Raw genomic sequence first — 14,023 nt, 5'->3', positions numbered from 1 at the left:
CGATCAGCCCGCCGCGAGGCGATTGCCGCTGCCCGCCTGTGTCTTGCGCACGCCGTCCGGTCCGTAGAACAGCTGCGCGCTGGCCTGCAGGAAGTGCAGGGCCTGTTGCGTGAAATCGAGATGCGCGTAGACCATCGAGCCGTTGCGCAGGTTGTGGCCTCTTGCCTGCCCGGCAAGCTCCAGCAATGCAGCCCAGGCTTGCGCCACGTCCGGGCCGCCGGCTGCTGCGGCAGCATCGGCACCCACGCGGCCAGGCTCGAAGCCCAGCGCCGCCTGCATGGCTTCGCGCTGCGTGTCCAGCTCGGCCATGCGGTCGAGCAGCACGGTCTTCTGGCCGGCAATGGCCGCCAGGTCGGTGAACGCGCCGTCCGACATCGCCTGGGCCTCGCGGTCCAGCACCGACAGGAATTCCTCGATGCAGGCAGTCTCGGTGCGCAGGTGGGTCAGCAGGGTGGGTTTCATTCGTTGCCGCCCTTGCCGCTGTTCGGGTCGAGCCTGGGGTCGAGCAGGTCTCGCACGCTCGCCAGCAGGCCGTCGGCGATGCGCTCGGGGCGGATCTGGTAGCGCCCGGCGCGGATGTCCTCGCGGATCGCCGCCACGCGGGCCGCATCGAAATCGCTGGCAGTGCCCGCGGCGCTGGGCAGCGAATGAACGTGCGCGGAAGCCGGCGCCGCCTCCTTGGGGCGCTGGGCGGCATCGGCGCCGGTCACCGTAGCCGCGCCCGGCGCGGGCGTTGGGCGATGAGGGGGCGTGGCCGAAGGGGCGGGTTGATCGATTTTCAAGGTGATTCCTCAGGGGCTGACCCGTATATCGGCAGCTTGGGCAAGAACTTTAGGCAGGGCGTGCACGAAGCTGCTTACTGGGCGAGCTGGATCTGCCCCTCTTCGTCCGCCACGCCGCTGACCAGCCGTCCGTCGCGGGTCTTGGCCTGCACCACGGCGCCGACGACGGCCCCGGTCATGGCCTTGCCCTCGGTGCTGACGACGAAGCCCTGGCCCTGCGCCACGACCTTCACCGCCTGCCCCTGCTGGATGACGGTAACGCCGCGTACCAGCTCCTTGCGCAGCGGCGCGCCCGGCGCCACCCGGTTGACCGTCACCACGCCGGCCAGTTCGGCCGCGCTGGTGATGACCGAGCGCGGCAGCCGCGTGAGGTCGCCGGTGCGCTCGGTAACGTCGCCCGCGCCCAGCGGCCGGCCCGAATCGATGGCGCGCGCGGCCACGAAATAGCTGCCTTCCACCGCGACGTGTGCCTGCACGTAGCGCGTCCACGGCCGCTCCGCCTGGCAGCGAACGCCCACCGACACGCGCCCCCAGGGCGTCGCGCCCGGCGGCAAAAAGGCCTCTGGCGCATCGCAGGCGGGCAGGTTGGAGGTGCTGCGTGCGTCGATGTTGATCGTCACCTTGCCTGGCAAACCCGCCGTCTGCACCTGCAGGTATTTCTCGATGACCGTATTGACATCGGCGGCATTGGCATTGGCATCGGCATCGGCAGCGGCGGCGAACGCGGACGCCGTGCACACCATGGCCACCAGTGCCGGCAGGCTGCGGTTGCGAAGCTTGAAGAGGGTCATCGGGTGTGTCGGAAAAGAGGGCCTGGATTGCGGCGCGCCACGGCAAGAGGGCGCATGCCGCCGCCCGGAAATTCTAGAAATCCGCCCGCCGATCGAAGGTGCGAGCAGCAGGCGAAAACCCCCTTTGTTCGGGCGATTGCAAACGCGATGCATGCATAGACTCGCTTTCCATCTGTCGCTGCGCTTGCGCATTGGCGACGCCTCAACGGATGGAAAAAAGATGATCGACAAGCTGGATGCGGCGCTTCGTTTCAACCGCGAAGCCCTCAACCTCCGCGCCGAGCGCCAGGAAGTGCTCGCGGCCAATATCGCCCATGCAGACACGCCCAACTACAAGGCGCGCGACTTCGACTTCGGCTCGCGCCTGAGCGAAGCCGTCGAGCGCGGCCGCGCGTCGGCGCAGTCGGTGTCGCTGGCCACTACCTCGTCGCGCCACCTTGCAGGGCAGGCGCAAGCCGCGTCCGACAAAGACCTGCTCTACCGCGTGCCCAACCAGTCGAGCCTCGACGGCAACACCGTCGAGATGGACGTCGAGCGCATCGCCTTTGCCGACAACGCACTGCGCTACGAGTCCAACCTCACCGTCATCAATTCGAAGATCAAGTCGCTGCTCTCGGCGATCCAGCAGTAACAAGAAAGAAGAGCGGCCGCCACCATGCCCTTCAACAGCACTTCCATGAACATCTTCAACGTGGCGGGCTCCGCCATGACCGCGCAATCGCAGCGCATGAACGTGACCGCCAGCAACATGGCCAACGCCGAGAGCGTGGCCGGCCCCGACGGCATGCCCTATCGCGCGAAGCAGGTGGTGTTCCAGGTCGAGCCGTCGGCATACGGCGCCGGGGACATCGGCGGCGTCAAGGTCGCGGGCGTCATCGAAGACCAGTCGCCGCCGCGGCTCGTGTTCGATCCGAAGAGCCCGCACGCCAACGCCGAAGGCTACGTGGCGATGCCCAACGTCAACGTGGTCGAGGAGATGACCAACATGATTTCCGCCTCGCGCAGCTACCAGGCCAACGTCGAGGTGCTCAACACGGCCAAGACGCTGATGGTCAAGACGCTGTCCATCGGCCAGTAAACCTCTCGCCAGATTCATCAGATCCACCAGAACAGAACAGGCACCACGCCATGGCCATCTCCGACACCTCGTCCATCACCGGTCAGAACGCCACTTCAGCGGCGACCAGCAGCAACGTCTCGAACGAAGACAGCGAGCAGCGCTTTCTCAAGCTGCTCGTCACGCAGCTGAACAACCAGGACCCGCTCAACCCGATGCAGAACGCCGAGCTCACCTCGCAGCTCGCGCAGATGAGCACCGTGAGCGGCATCGAGAAGCTCAACAGCACGCTCTCCGGCCTGGTGAACCAGACCAGCTCCAACCAGCTGCTGCAGGCCACCTCGCTGATTGGCTACAACGTGCTGTCGCCGGGCGACACGCTCACCACCAAGGCTCCCGAAGAGGGCAAGGAACCTGCCTCGCAGGCCTTTGCCGTGGAGCTGCCGGGCACCGCCTCCGACGTCGACATCAAGATCGTCGACGGCACCGGCAAGGTCGTTCGCACCATCAGCGCCGGCTCCATGACCGAAGGCGTCAACGCCGTCACATGGGACGGCAAGGACGACACGGGCGCCGTGGTGCCCGCGGGCGCCTACCGCTTCACCGTCGACGCCACCAACGGCAGCGCGACCGTGAAGGCCACCTCGCTCACCTTCTCGCAGGTGGCCGCGGTCAAGCAGGGCACCAACGGGGTCTCGCTCGAACTGATGACGGGCAACAACATCAGCCTGTCCGACGTGCGGCTGTTCCTCTGAGCTTTTTTCTCAAAACGCATTCAACGCAGCATCGAACCAAGGAACCAACATGGCTTTTTCCCAGGGCATCAGCGGACTCGGCGTGGCCGCAGCCAACCTCGACGTCATCGGCAACAACATCGCCAACTCGGGCACCGTCGGCTTCAAGTCGGCCGCCGCCACCTTCCAGGACGTGTACGCGGGCTCGCGCGTCGGCCTGGGCGCATCGGTGTCGGGCGTGACGCAGAACTTCACGCAGGGCGTGACGCAGTCGAGCAGCCGCCCGCTGGACGTGGCCATCCTCAACGGCGACGGCTTCTTCCGCCTGAGCAGCCCCAGCGGTGAAGTCATGTACTCGCGCAACGGCCAGTTCACGCGCGACAAGGACGGCTACATCGTCAACGCATCGGGCCTGCGCCTCACCGGCTTCGGCGTGAACGCCAGCGGCGGCATCAGCGGCGGCACGCCGGCGGCCATCCAGATCCCGACCGCGGCCATGACGCCCAAGGCCACGACCGGCATCAACGCCGAGTTCAACCTCGACGCGCGCCTCACCACGCCCACCAAGACGCCCTTCAACGCGGCCGATTCCGACACCTTCAACTACTCGAACGCCGTCGGCCCCATCTACGACTCGCTGGGCAACCCGCACGACGTGTCCGTGTACTTCGTGAAGAGCGCCACCCCCGCCAACACCTGGAGCGTGTACGGCACCTCCGACGGCGCGGCGCTCAACGCCGGCGCAGCGCTCACCACGCTGACCTTCGACTCCGCCGGCAAGATGACCGCGCCGGCCAACGGCCAGCTGAACATCGGCCCGATCACCTTCACCAACGGCGCCGCGGCGCTGAGCGCCACGGTCGACCTCTCGGGCACCACGCAGTTCGGCGCGGCCAACGCCATGAGCAAGCTCGCGCAGGACGGCTACCGCTCGGGCGAACTCACCTCGTTCTCGATCAACGCCGACGGCACCATCACCGGCAAGTTCTCCAACGAACAGACCAAGCTGCTGGGCCAGATCGTGCTGTCGTCGTTCGCCAACCCGAACGGCCTGGAGCCCAAGGGCGACAACGTGTGGGCCGAAACGCAGGCCTCGGGCAACGCGCTCACCGGCACCCCGGGCGAAGGCACCAAGCTCGGCGCGCTGCAGTCGGGCGCGCTCGAGTCGTCCAACGTCGACCTCACCTCCGAGCTGGTCAACCTGATCGTCGCGCAGCGCAACTACCAGGCCAACGCGCAGACCGTGAAGACGCAGGACCAGGTCATGCAGACGCTGATGAACATCCGCTGACGCGGCAACAGCAACGCAGAACGACTGACACCAGGAGCACCCAGTGGATCGAATGTTGTATGTCGCCATGAGCGGCGCCAAGCAGGTCATGGAACAGCAGGCCTCGGTTGCCAACAACATGGCGAACGTCTCCACGCCGGGCTTCCGCGCGCAGATTGCCAACTTCCGCGCGGTGCCCGTGGTCGGCCAGGAGGCGCCCACGCGCGCCTTCGTGGCGGCCACCACGCCCGGCGCCGACTTCACCCACGGCCCGCTGACCGAAACCGGCCGCGAGCTCGACGTGGCCGTGAGCGGCGAGGGCTGGCTGGTGGTGCAGACGGCCGATGGCGGCGAGGCCTACACCCGCGTGGGCAACCTGCAGATCAGCGCCGACGGCCAGCTCACCACCATGGGCGGGCGCCCGGTGGTCGGCGACAACGGCGCGCTCACCGTTCCGCCCGGCTCCAGCGTGAGCATTGCCACCAACGGGCTGGTGGGTTCGCGCGACGCATCTTCAACCACGCTCACGGGCATTGCCGAAGTGGGCCGCCTCAAGCTGGTCAACCCGCCTGTCACCGATCTCGAACGCGGCGACGACGGCCTGTTCCGCATGCGCGCCGGCCAGCCGCCCGCCGAGGCCGACGAGGCCGTCACGCTCGTTACCGGCGTGGTCGAGGGCAGCAACGTCAACCCGGTCGAGGCCATGGTGGCAATGATCGCCAACGCGCGCAGCTTCGAGATGCAGATGAAGTCGCTGCAGACCGCCGACACCAACGCGCAGGCCGCCAACAAGCTGCTGGCCTACGGCTGATCCGCTGATCCGTAGCAGCCCGCACCGCAACACACCCGCAGGATTCTTCAAAAAATGATTCGCTCCCTCTACATCGCCAAGACCGGCCTCGACGCGCAGCAGACGCAGCTCGACGTGGTTTCCAACAACCTCGCCAACGTCGGCACCACCGGCTTCAAGCGCAGCCGCGCCGTGTTCGAAGACCTGGTCTACCAGAACCTGCGCCAGGTCGGTGGCCAGTCGTCGGACCAGACCCGCCTGCCTTCGGGCCTGCAGGTCGGCACCGGCGTGCACGTGGTTGCCACCGAGCGCATCCACTCGCAAGGCAACCTCACCAAGACCGACAAGCCTACCGACGTGGCCATCAACGGCAGCGGTTTCTTCCAGGTGCTGATGCCCGACGGCACCACCTCGTACACGCGCGACGGCTCGTTCCAGACCGACCGCGACGGCCAGCTCGTTACGGCCAGCGGCTTTCCCGTGCAGCCGGCCATCACCATTCCGGCCAACGCCACCAGCATCACCGTGGGCCGCGACGGCATCGTCTCGGTGGTGCAGGCGGGCAACACGAACACCGTGCAGGTCGGCCAGCTTCAGCTTGCGACGTTCGTCAATCCGACGGGCCTGCAGAGCAAGGGCGAGAACCTGTATGCGGAAACCGACGCTTCCGGTGCGCCCAACCAGGTGAACCCCGGCATCGACGGCGCGGGCGTGCTGAGCCAAGGCTACGTCGAAGCCTCGAACGTGAACGTGGTGGAAGAGCTGGTCAACATGATCGCGACGCAGCGTTCGTACGAAATCAACAGCAAGGCGGTCCAGACTTCGGACCAGATGCTGCAGCGCCTGGCCCAGCTGTGATGTTGCGGGGTGTGCGTCTTCTTCGTGGGAGTGGCGCGGCCGCGAGGGCGCTGCTGCTGCTTGCCGCCGCAGTGCTGGCCACGGGCTGCGCGCAGATTCCGCGCGAGCCGCTGGTGCATCAGCCGATGACTGCGCGCGCCGAAAACTACGCGGCAATGCAGCCGCGGCGCGCGCCCGGCGCGATCTTCCAGGACGGTCCCGGCGCCAACGCGCTGTTCGAAGACCGCCGCCCGCGCAACGTCGGCGACATCCTGACCATCGTCATCAGCGAGAAGGTCAATGCCACCAAGAACTCCGGCGCCAACGCCAGCCGCACGGGCAGCACGACCGGCGTGTTCTCCGCCATTCCCAAGCTCATCGGCGGCCTGCTCGACGGGCAGGGCACGAATCTCTCGGGCACCAACAAGCTCGACGCCAAGGGCGGAGCCAACGCCAACAACACCTTCAACGGCGTGATCACGGTCACGGTGACGGACGTGATGGGCAACGGCAACCTGCTGGTGAGTGGCGAGAAGCAGATGGGCATCAACCAGGGCACCGAGTACATCCGCTTCTCGGGCGTGGTGAACCCGCGCACCGTGTCGGGCAACAACACCGTGCCTTCGACGCTGGTGGCCGATGCGCGCATCGAGTACTCGGCCAAGGGCTACATCGACGAGGCGCAGACCATGGGATGGATGCAGCGCATCTTCCTCAACGTCATGCCATTTTGAATATGAAAAACCCCCAGGCTTCGCGCACTTCGTGTCGCTACTCCCCCCCCCCTTGCAGGGGGCAACGCCTGCGGCCCGGCGAAGCCGGTTCCGCGGCATTCCACGAATTTTTCGGCTCGCTTGCGCATCGCGGCGTTGGCCGTGTTGGGTGCTTTGTTTTTTGCGCCTGTGCATGCGGAGCGGCTCAAGGAGCTCGCCAGCATTCAGGGGGTGCGGGACAACCCGTTGATCGGGTACGGGCTGATGGTGGGTCTGGACGGCACCGGCGACCAGACGATGCAGACGCCGTTCACCACGCAGAGCCTGAACAACATGCTGCAGCAGCTTGGCATCACGATTCCGCAGGGCGTGAACATGCAGCTGAAGAACGTGGCGGCGGTGATGGTGACGGCTACGCTGCCTTCGTTCGCGCGGCCGGGGCAGAACATCGACGTGACTGTTTCTTCGATGGGCAATGCGAAGAGCCTGCGTGGGGGCACGCTGCTGATGACGCCGCTGAAGGGTGTCGATGGGGCGACCTATGCGGTGGCGCAGGGGAACATGGTGGTCGGCGGCGCGGGTGCCGCAGCCAACGGGAGCAAGGTGCAGGTCAACCAGCTGAGCTCGGGGCGCATTCCGGCTGGCGCGCTGGTGGAGCGCACTGTGGAAGCGCCTGTTGGTGCTGAAGGTACGTTCTCCATCGAGCTCAACCGATCGGACTTCGGCACCACGCAGCGCGCGGTCGATGCGATCAACCGGCAGTTCGGCTCGGGCACGGCCGAGGCGGTCGATGCGCGGTCGATTCGCGTGCGTGCGCCGGAGCCGCAGCAGCGCGTGGGTTTTCTCGCGCGGCTCGAAGATATTGAAGTGACGCCCACGCAAGCCGGGGCACGGGTGGTGGTCAATGCGCGCACCGGGTCGGTGGTGATGAACCAGGCCGTTCGTGTGAAGGACTGCGCCGTTGCGCACGGCAACCTGTCGGTGGTCATCAACACCGAGCCAGTCATCAGCCAGCCGGGGGCGCTTTCGGGCGGCAGCACGGTGGTGGCGCAGACATCGCAGATTTCGGTGAACCAGGGCGGCGGCGCGATCCAGATGGTGCGCGGCGGTGCTTCGCTGTCGGACGTGGTCAAGGGCCTCAACAGCCTGGGCGCGAATCCGCAGGACCTGGTGTCCATTCTCCAGGCCATGAAGTCGGCCGGCGCACTGAGCGCCGAGCTGGAAATCATCTGAGGTCGATGCGATGACGCTACCGGCCACTACCGACCGCAGCGGCGCGCTCGACCAGCGCTTCGCGCTCGACGTGCAGGGCGTCGATGCCCTGCGACGCACCGTGCGCACCTCGCCGGAAGAAGGCCTGCAGCAGGTCTCGCGGCAGTTCGAGGCGCTGTTCATGAACATGGTGCTCAAGAGCATGCGCGAGGCAACGCCCTCCAGCGGGCTGTTCGAGAGCCAGGACCAGAAGGTGTACCTCTCGATGTTCGACCAGCAGCTCACGCAGAACCTTTCGGGGCGCGGCGTGGGGCTGGCCGAGGCCATGCTCGCGCAGCTGCGGCGCAGCATGCCGTCGGGTCCGCCCGATGCGGATGCCGACGCCGAGATCGGCACCAAGCCTATGTCGCTCGAACCGCGCGGCGGCTTGCCGTACGGTCCGCGCGCGGGCATTCCCATTGGCTCGGCACCGACCGCCCGCGTGGGGGCCGACCTGAGCGTCTATCAATTCAACAGTGAGCGCCGCGCACCCGGTGCTGGTAGTGCGAATGCCTCGCTGCAAGGGCAGGTCGATGATTTCGTGGGCCGCATGGGGGCGTCTGCGCAGGCCGCGAGCACGGCTAGCGGCGTGCCCGCGCCGCTGATCCTTGCGCAGGCCGCGCTCGAGTCCGGCTGGGGCAAGCGGGAGATTCGCGCCGACGACGGCACGCAGAGTTTCAACCTGTTCGGCATCAAGGCCGACCGCAGCTGGAAGGGCGCAACGGTCGAAACCACCACCACCGAATACGTCGACGGCGAGCCGCAGAAGGTGCGCGCCAAGTTCCGCGCCTACGCCTCGTACGAAGAGGCCTTCACCGACTACGCGCGCTTCATCACCCGCAACCCGCGCTACGCGAACGTGCTGGCCACCGACGACCCGACCGAGGCCGCGCACGGCCTGCAGCGCGCGGGCTACGCCACCGATCCGCGCTACGGCGAGAAGCTCGTTCGCATCATGCAGAAATTCGGGTGAGCCGCGCTCGCGCACACCACATCAAGGAAACCCCATGGCAAAGACCCAAGAAACCGCAGCAGGCAGCCGCCTGGAGGTCGTGACCTTCAAGCTGGGCGAAGAGGAATACGGCATAGACATCCAGAAGGTGCAGGAGCTGCGCGGCTACGACGCGGTGACGCGCATTGCCAATGCACCGGAGTACATCAAGGGTGTGGTGAACCTGCGCGGGATCATCGTTCCGATCATCGACATGCGCATCAAGTTCAAGCTGGGCGACCCGACGTACGACCAGTTCACGGTGGTGATCGTGCTGAACATCGCAGGGCGCGTGGTGGGCATGGTGGTGGACAGCGTGTCTGACGTGATCACGCTGACGGGCGAGCAGATCAAGCCTGCGCCGGAGATGGGCTCGGTGCTGGACGCCGACTACCTGATCGGGCTGGGCACGCTGGAAGAGCGGATGCTGATCCTGGTGGACATCGACCGGCTGATGTCCAGCGACGAGATGGGCCTCGTCGAAAAGATCGCCGCCTGAAGGCCGGGCGCACACGTCAACGCCAATCAGAACAACGACACACAGAGGTTCCGCGAGGAGACGCACATGAAAGACTGGAAGATCGGACGGCGCCTGGGTGCCGGCTTTGCACTGGTGCTGGCGCTGGTGGTCATCACCGCGGCCATCGGCGTGCTGCGCCTGCAGGGCGTGGGCGATGCGACGGAGGCCATGGCCGGACAGTCGCTGACAAAGGAACGGCTGGCGGCCGCCTGGCAGCTGGGCACCAACACCAACAGCGTGCGCACCTTCTCCCTGCTCAAGAGCGACGACGCGGCCGTGCAGGAGTATCTGCAGAAGAACATCACGGCCACCAGCGCTGTCATCACCGAAACGCAGAAGAAGCTCGAGGCCATGCTGGTCTCGCCAGAAGAGCTGGCGCTGAGCGCCGACATCAAGAAGAAGCGCGGCGAATACGTCGAGCTGCGCAACCAGATCCTCAAGCTCAAGGCCGACGGCCGCAAGGAAGAGGCCACGAAGCTGACCGACACGCAACTGCTGCCCGCGCTCGACGGCTACGACGCGAGCATCCGCGCCATGGTGGGCCACCAGCAGAAGGAGATCGACAGGACCGCTGCCGGCATCGGCGCGCAGTACCGGTCGGGCCGGGCCTGGCTCGTCGGGCTGGCTGCTTTCGCGGTCGTTGCCGGATCGGTGATCGCATGGCTGCTGACGCGCAGCATCGTGCAGCCCATCGCCGAGGCACTGCTGATCGCCGAGACCGTGGCCTCCGGCGACCTGAGCCAGGAATTCGAGACCGAGCGCGGAGGCGACTTCGGCCGGCTGCTGCGCGGCATGGGCGAGATGGAAGACACGCTCACCGATCTGGTGACGCGCATCAAGGCTTCGACCGATTCGATCGCGGTGGCCTCGCGGCAGATTGCGGCCGGCAACCAGGACTTGTCGTCGCGCACCGAGCAGCAGGCCAGCTCGCTGGAACAGACGGCTGCTTCGATGGAAGAGCTGACTTCGACGGTGAAGCAGAACGCCGACAACGCACGTCAGGCGAACCAGTTGGCCGTCTCGGCCTCCGAGGTCGCCGTGAAGGGCGGCAGTGTCGTGTCGCAAGTGGTCGACACCATGAGCTCGATCAATGCGTCGTCGAAAAAGATCGTCGACATCATCGGCGTGATCGACGGCATCGCGTTCCAGACCAACATCCTCGCGCTGAACGCAGCGGTCGAAGCCGCCCGTGCCGGCGAGCAGGGCAAGGGCTTTGCCGTTGTCGCGTCGGAAGTGCGCAACCTGGCGCAGCGCTCGGCAGCGGCGGCCAAGGAAATCAAGACGCTCATCGGCGACTCGGTCGAAAAAGTCGAGGCCGGCAGCAAGCAGGTTGGTGAAGCCGGCCGCACGATGCAGGAAATCGTGGGCAGCGTGCGCCGCGTGACCGACATCATGGGCGAGATCACCGCCGCGAGCCAGGAGCAAACGTCGGGCATCGAGCAGATCAACCAGGCCATCACGCAGATGGACCAAGTCACGCAGCAGAACGCAGCGCTGGTCGAAGAAGCCTCGGCCGCAGCCCAGTCGCTGCAGGAGCAGGCCGACAACCTCGTGCGCGCCGTCAGCACCTTCAAGCTCGACGCCGACGTCGAAGAAGTAGAGACGGTCTGAAGCACCCATGCGCACACGTCTCAGCCCCAGGCTTGCCCTGCGCCTCGGCGTGGGCTTCGCCATTCTGTTGCTCTTGTTGGCCGTCGCGCTGAGCCTCGGCTTCAAGGCCGGCGCCGGCTACGAATGGGCGCGCCTGACGGTGTGTGCATTGGGCGTGGCTGCATTGCTCACCGCCGGCGTCGTCGCGTGGCTCGTCACGAGTTCGGTCACCCGTTCGACCCACGACGCCGCGAAGGTCTCCGACCGGCTCGACAGGGTCTTCCAGCACGTCAATGCCCAGGATTCCTGAAAACAAGCTCTCCACCCCATGAACTCATTCATCAATCTCAAGATCGGTACCCGTCTCGGCGCGGGCTTTGCCACCGTGCTCCTGCTGCTGGCCGGTATTGCCGGTCTCGGCCTCAGCGCGATGTCGAACATCCAGTTGCGGCTGGACGGCATCGTCAACGGCAACAACGTCAAGGTGGCCTCGGTCAACAAGATGCTGGACGCGGTCCGCGACATCGCCATCCTCGATGGCAACCTGATCCTGCTGACCGACACCGACGCCATGCGCGAAGAGTCGAAGAAGGTTGCCGCCGCGCGCGACCGCTTCACCGAAAACCGCGCCGTGCTGGCGAAGCTGCTGGCCACTTCCGATGGCAAGGCGCTGCTCGCGCGCATCGACGAGAAGGTGGCCGTGCTCGTGCCGCTGAGCGCTCAACTGTCCGAATTCGCGTTGCAGAACAGGAACGACGAGGCAACTGCAATCTTCATCTCGAAGTTCCAGCCGGCCACGCGAGCGCTGCTCGAGGAGCTCGACGCCATGAGCCAACGCCAGGGCAAGCTGTCGCAGGAGGCCGAGGAAGAGGCCCACGCCGGCTACGTATGGTCGCGCAACCTGATGCTGGCACTGGGCGCCCTCGCGGTCCTGCTTGGCGCGGCCATTGCATGGCTCATCACGCGCTCGATCACCCGGCCCATCGGCGAGGCCGTGCAGGTGGCCGAGAAGGTGGCGGCGGGCGACATCAGCTCGCGCATCGAGGTGCAGTCGAAGGACGAGACCGGCCGGCTGATGCTCGCGCTCAAGGAGATGAACGAGAGCCTGGTGAAGATCGTCAGTGAAGTGCGCACGGGCACCGAGACGATTGCGACGGCTTCGAACCAGATCGCCTCGGGCAATCAGGACTTGTCTTCGCGCACTGAAGAGCAGGCGAGTTCGCTGGAGCAGACGGCTGCTTCGATGGAAGAGCTGACCTCGACGGTGAAGCAGAACGCCGACAACGCGCGGCAGGCGAACCAGCTTGCTGTGTCTGCCTCGGAAGTTGCGGTGAAGGGCGGCAGCGTCGTCTCGCAAGTGGTCGACACCATGGGCTCGATCAATACGTCGTCGAAAAAGATCGTCGACATCATCGGCGTGATCGACGGCATCGCTTTCCAGACGAACATCCTCGCACTCAACGCCGCAGTCGAAGCTGCCCGCGCGGGCGAGCAAGGCAGGGGCTTTGCGGTGGTGGCTTCAGAAGTTCGCAGCCTCGCGCAGCGCTCGGCAGCGGCGGCCAAGGAAATCAAGACGCTCATCGGCGACTCGGTCGAGAAGGTCGAAGAAGGCAGCAAGCAGGTTGCAGAAGCCGGCCGCACGATGGACGAAATCGTCGGCAGCGTGAAGCGCGTGACGGACATCATGGGCGAGATTACTGCCGCAAGTCAGGAACAAACCTCCGGTATCGAGCAGATCAACCAGGCCATCACGCAGATGGACCAGGTCACGCAGCAGAACGCCGCACTGGTTGAAGAGGCCTCGGCTGCAGCCCAGTCGTTGCAGGAACAAGCCAGCAGCCTCGTGCGCGCTGTGAGCGTCTTCAAGCTCGACGTCAACGCCGTCGGCACCACGCGGCCCAGCTTCACGCGCATCACGCCGATTCCGAAGCCCGCCAAGCCGGCACCGAAGCGCCCCGCCAAGGCCCTGCCCACCCGACGCGAGTCTTCTGGCGCTCCGCAACTCGCCATGGCCGGCAACGCCAAGGGCGACTGGACCGAGTTTTGAGAAAAAAGGACTCAAGTTCAGCGATCCGATGCCGATAACAGGATGAACCCGTTCCCTGTTATCGAAGGAAAAGAGCAATGAGTCTGAACAAGGCAAGAGATCCACTGCAGAAAGCCGCCTCGGCTTCGCCAGCGTCCACCGGCGTGAACCGCCTGGAGGTCGTGACCTTCAAGCTGGGCGAAGAGGAATACGGCATAGACATCCAGAAGGTGCAGGAGCTGCGCGGCTACGACGCGGTGACGCGCATTGCCAATGCACCGGAGTACATCAAGGGTGTGGTGAACCTGCGCGGGATCATCGTTCCGATCATCGACATGCGCATCAAGTTCAAGCTGGGCGACCCGACGTACGACCAGTTCACGGTGGTGATCGTGCTGAACATCGCAGGGCGCGTGGTGGGCATGGTGGTGGACAGCGTGTCTGACGTGATCACGCTGACGGGCGAGCAGATCAAGCCTGCGCCGGAGATGGGCTCGGTGCTGGACGCCGACTACCTGATCGGGCTGGGCACGCTGGAAGAGCGGATGCTGATCCTGGTGGACATCGACCGGCTGATGTCCAGCGAAGAAATGGGGCTCGTCGAAGCCGCCGCCACTGCCTGACACCGGTGCCATGGCCGCATGGCCAGGCTCGGCTCCACATCTTCACCT

General features: G+C 65.9%; 17 protein-coding genes. 14 read left to right on the top strand and 3 right to left on the bottom strand.

The window, feature by feature from the left end; translation table 11 throughout:
- Positions 1-3: 3 nt before the first annotated feature.
- The 3 genes from ACTG4X_RS26830 to flgA form a co-directional block, all read right to left on the bottom strand.
- The gene (locus tag ACTG4X_RS26830) at positions 4-462 is read right to left on the bottom strand and encodes a flagella synthesis protein FlgN (protein ID WP_177142426.1); all 459 of its coding nucleotides are present in this window, start codon (positions 460-462) and stop codon (positions 4-6) included.
- A complete protein-coding gene (flgM, locus tag ACTG4X_RS26825; protein ID WP_093178608.1) occupies positions 459-782 on the bottom strand; it encodes a flagellar biosynthesis anti-sigma factor FlgM in 324 nt (107 codons plus the stop codon). The genes ACTG4X_RS26830 and flgM overlap by 4 nt, the downstream gene beginning before the upstream one ends.
- 74 nt (positions 783-856) lie before the next feature.
- Positions 857-1,573 (bottom strand): flagellar basal body P-ring formation chaperone FlgA, encoded by a 717-nt coding sequence (gene flgA / locus ACTG4X_RS26820; RefSeq protein WP_440532336.1) that lies wholly within the window; start codon positions 1,571-1,573, stop codon positions 857-859.
- Between the two features lie 220 nt (positions 1,574-1,793).
- On the opposite strand from flgA, the gene flgB reads away from it, so the two are divergent.
- The 14 genes from flgB (at position 1,794) to ACTG4X_RS26750 (ending at position 13,975) form a co-directional block, all read left to right on the top strand.
- Complete coding sequence (gene flgB, locus ACTG4X_RS26815; protein ID WP_093057952.1) at positions 1,794-2,204, top strand: flagellar basal body rod protein FlgB; 411 nt, start codon at positions 1,794-1,796, stop codon at positions 2,202-2,204.
- 45 nt (positions 2,205-2,249) lie between these two features.
- Positions 2,250-2,651 carry a flagellar basal body rod protein FlgC gene (flgC, locus tag ACTG4X_RS26810; RefSeq protein WP_256216791.1) on the top strand — a complete coding sequence of 134 codons (402 nt, stop codon included), beginning with the start codon at positions 2,250-2,252 and terminating at the stop codon, positions 2,649-2,651.
- A 50-nt stretch (positions 2,652-2,701) separates the two neighbouring features.
- Positions 2,702-3,385 (top strand): flagellar hook assembly protein FlgD, encoded by a 684-nt coding sequence (locus tag ACTG4X_RS26805; protein WP_093178605.1) that lies wholly within the window; start codon positions 2,702-2,704, stop codon positions 3,383-3,385.
- Positions 3,386-3,434: 49 nt separating this feature from the next.
- Positions 3,435-4,655: a flagellar hook protein FlgE gene (gene flgE / locus ACTG4X_RS26800; protein WP_093057949.1), complete on the top strand. Its 1,221-nt coding sequence runs from the start codon at positions 3,435-3,437 to the stop codon at positions 4,653-4,655.
- A gap of 43 nt (positions 4,656-4,698) precedes the next feature.
- The gene (flgF, locus tag ACTG4X_RS26795) at positions 4,699-5,445 is read left to right on the top strand and encodes a flagellar basal-body rod protein FlgF (RefSeq protein WP_307616163.1); all 747 of its coding nucleotides are present in this window, start codon (positions 4,699-4,701) and stop codon (positions 5,443-5,445) included.
- 54 nt (positions 5,446-5,499) lie between these two features.
- On the top strand, positions 5,500-6,282 hold the full coding sequence (gene flgG / locus ACTG4X_RS26790) for a flagellar basal-body rod protein FlgG (protein WP_093057947.1): 783 nt from the start codon (positions 5,500-5,502) through the stop codon (positions 6,280-6,282).
- Entirely contained in the window at positions 6,282-6,995 is a 714-nt protein-coding gene (locus ACTG4X_RS26785) for a flagellar basal body L-ring protein FlgH (protein ID WP_440532335.1), read from the top strand. Before flgG ends, ACTG4X_RS26785 begins: the two co-directional genes overlap by 1 nt.
- Before the next feature lie 120 nt (positions 6,996-7,115).
- Entirely contained in the window at positions 7,116-8,207 is a 1,092-nt protein-coding gene (locus ACTG4X_RS26780; RefSeq protein WP_093178601.1) for a flagellar basal body P-ring protein FlgI, read from the top strand.
- Positions 8,208-8,217: 10 nt separating this feature from the next.
- Complete coding sequence (flgJ, locus tag ACTG4X_RS26775) at positions 8,218-9,198, top strand: flagellar assembly peptidoglycan hydrolase FlgJ (RefSeq protein WP_093057945.1); 981 nt, start codon at positions 8,218-8,220, stop codon at positions 9,196-9,198.
- Positions 9,199-9,232: 34 nt separating this feature from the next.
- Positions 9,233-9,715 carry a chemotaxis protein CheW gene (locus ACTG4X_RS26770; RefSeq protein ID WP_093077315.1) on the top strand — a complete coding sequence of 161 codons (483 nt, stop codon included), beginning with the start codon at positions 9,233-9,235 and terminating at the stop codon, positions 9,713-9,715.
- A gap of 66 nt (positions 9,716-9,781) precedes the next feature.
- Positions 9,782-11,347: a methyl-accepting chemotaxis protein gene (locus ACTG4X_RS26765; protein ID WP_097198353.1), complete on the top strand. Its 1,566-nt coding sequence runs from the start codon at positions 9,782-9,784 to the stop codon at positions 11,345-11,347.
- Between the two features lie 7 nt (positions 11,348-11,354).
- Entirely contained in the window at positions 11,355-11,636 is a 282-nt protein-coding gene (locus ACTG4X_RS26760) for a hypothetical protein (protein WP_093057943.1), read from the top strand.
- An 18-nt stretch (positions 11,637-11,654) separates the two neighbouring features.
- Positions 11,655-13,373 carry a methyl-accepting chemotaxis protein gene (locus ACTG4X_RS26755; protein ID WP_097198354.1) on the top strand — a complete coding sequence of 573 codons (1,719 nt, stop codon included), beginning with the start codon at positions 11,655-11,657 and terminating at the stop codon, positions 13,371-13,373.
- Between the two features lie 77 nt (positions 13,374-13,450).
- Positions 13,451-13,975 (top strand): chemotaxis protein CheW, encoded by a 525-nt coding sequence (locus ACTG4X_RS26750; RefSeq protein WP_093178595.1) that lies wholly within the window; start codon positions 13,451-13,453, stop codon positions 13,973-13,975.
- Positions 13,976-14,023: the final 48 nt, after the last annotated feature.

The organism is Variovorax sp. YR566 (assembly GCF_051992195.1).
In the GTDB taxonomy this organism is placed as follows: Bacteria; Pseudomonadota; Gammaproteobacteria; order Burkholderiales; family Burkholderiaceae_C; genus Variovorax.
The sequence above is the reverse complement of the archived record's forward strand: the minus strand, read 5'-3'. Positions and strand labels throughout refer to the sequence as shown.

Bases quoted from the DNA above. Each gene is read 5' to 3' on its own strand.
- ACTG4X_RS26830 (WP_177142426.1), bottom strand. From the start codon at position 462: ATGAAACCCACCCTGCTGACCCACCTGCGCACCGAGACTGCCTGCATC.
- flgA (WP_440532336.1), bottom strand. From the start codon at position 1,573: ATGACCCTCTTCAAGCTTCGCAACCGCAGCCTGCCGGCACTGGTGGCC.
- flgB (WP_093057952.1), top strand. From the start codon at position 1,794: ATGATCGACAAGCTGGATGCGGCGCTTCGTTTCAACCGCGAAGCCCTC.
- flgC (WP_256216791.1), top strand. From the start codon at position 2,250: ATGAACATCTTCAACGTGGCGGGCTCCGCCATGACCGCGCAATCGCAG.
- ACTG4X_RS26805 (WP_093178605.1), top strand. From the start codon at position 2,702: ATGGCCATCTCCGACACCTCGTCCATCACCGGTCAGAACGCCACTTCA.
- flgE (WP_093057949.1), top strand. From the start codon at position 3,435: ATGGCTTTTTCCCAGGGCATCAGCGGACTCGGCGTGGCCGCAGCCAAC.
- flgG (WP_093057947.1), top strand. From the start codon at position 5,500: ATGATTCGCTCCCTCTACATCGCCAAGACCGGCCTCGACGCGCAGCAG.
- ACTG4X_RS26785 (WP_440532335.1), top strand. From the start codon at position 6,282: ATGTTGCGGGGTGTGCGTCTTCTTCGTGGGAGTGGCGCGGCCGCGAGG.
- flgJ (WP_093057945.1), top strand. From the start codon at position 8,218: ATGACGCTACCGGCCACTACCGACCGCAGCGGCGCGCTCGACCAGCGC.
- ACTG4X_RS26770 (WP_093077315.1), top strand. From the start codon at position 9,233: ATGGCAAAGACCCAAGAAACCGCAGCAGGCAGCCGCCTGGAGGTCGTG.
- ACTG4X_RS26765 (WP_097198353.1), top strand. From the start codon at position 9,782: ATGAAAGACTGGAAGATCGGACGGCGCCTGGGTGCCGGCTTTGCACTG.
- ACTG4X_RS26760 (WP_093057943.1), top strand. From the start codon at position 11,355: ATGCGCACACGTCTCAGCCCCAGGCTTGCCCTGCGCCTCGGCGTGGGC.
- ACTG4X_RS26755 (WP_097198354.1), top strand. From the start codon at position 11,655: ATGAACTCATTCATCAATCTCAAGATCGGTACCCGTCTCGGCGCGGGC.
- ACTG4X_RS26750 (WP_093178595.1), top strand. From the start codon at position 13,451: ATGAGTCTGAACAAGGCAAGAGATCCACTGCAGAAAGCCGCCTCGGCT.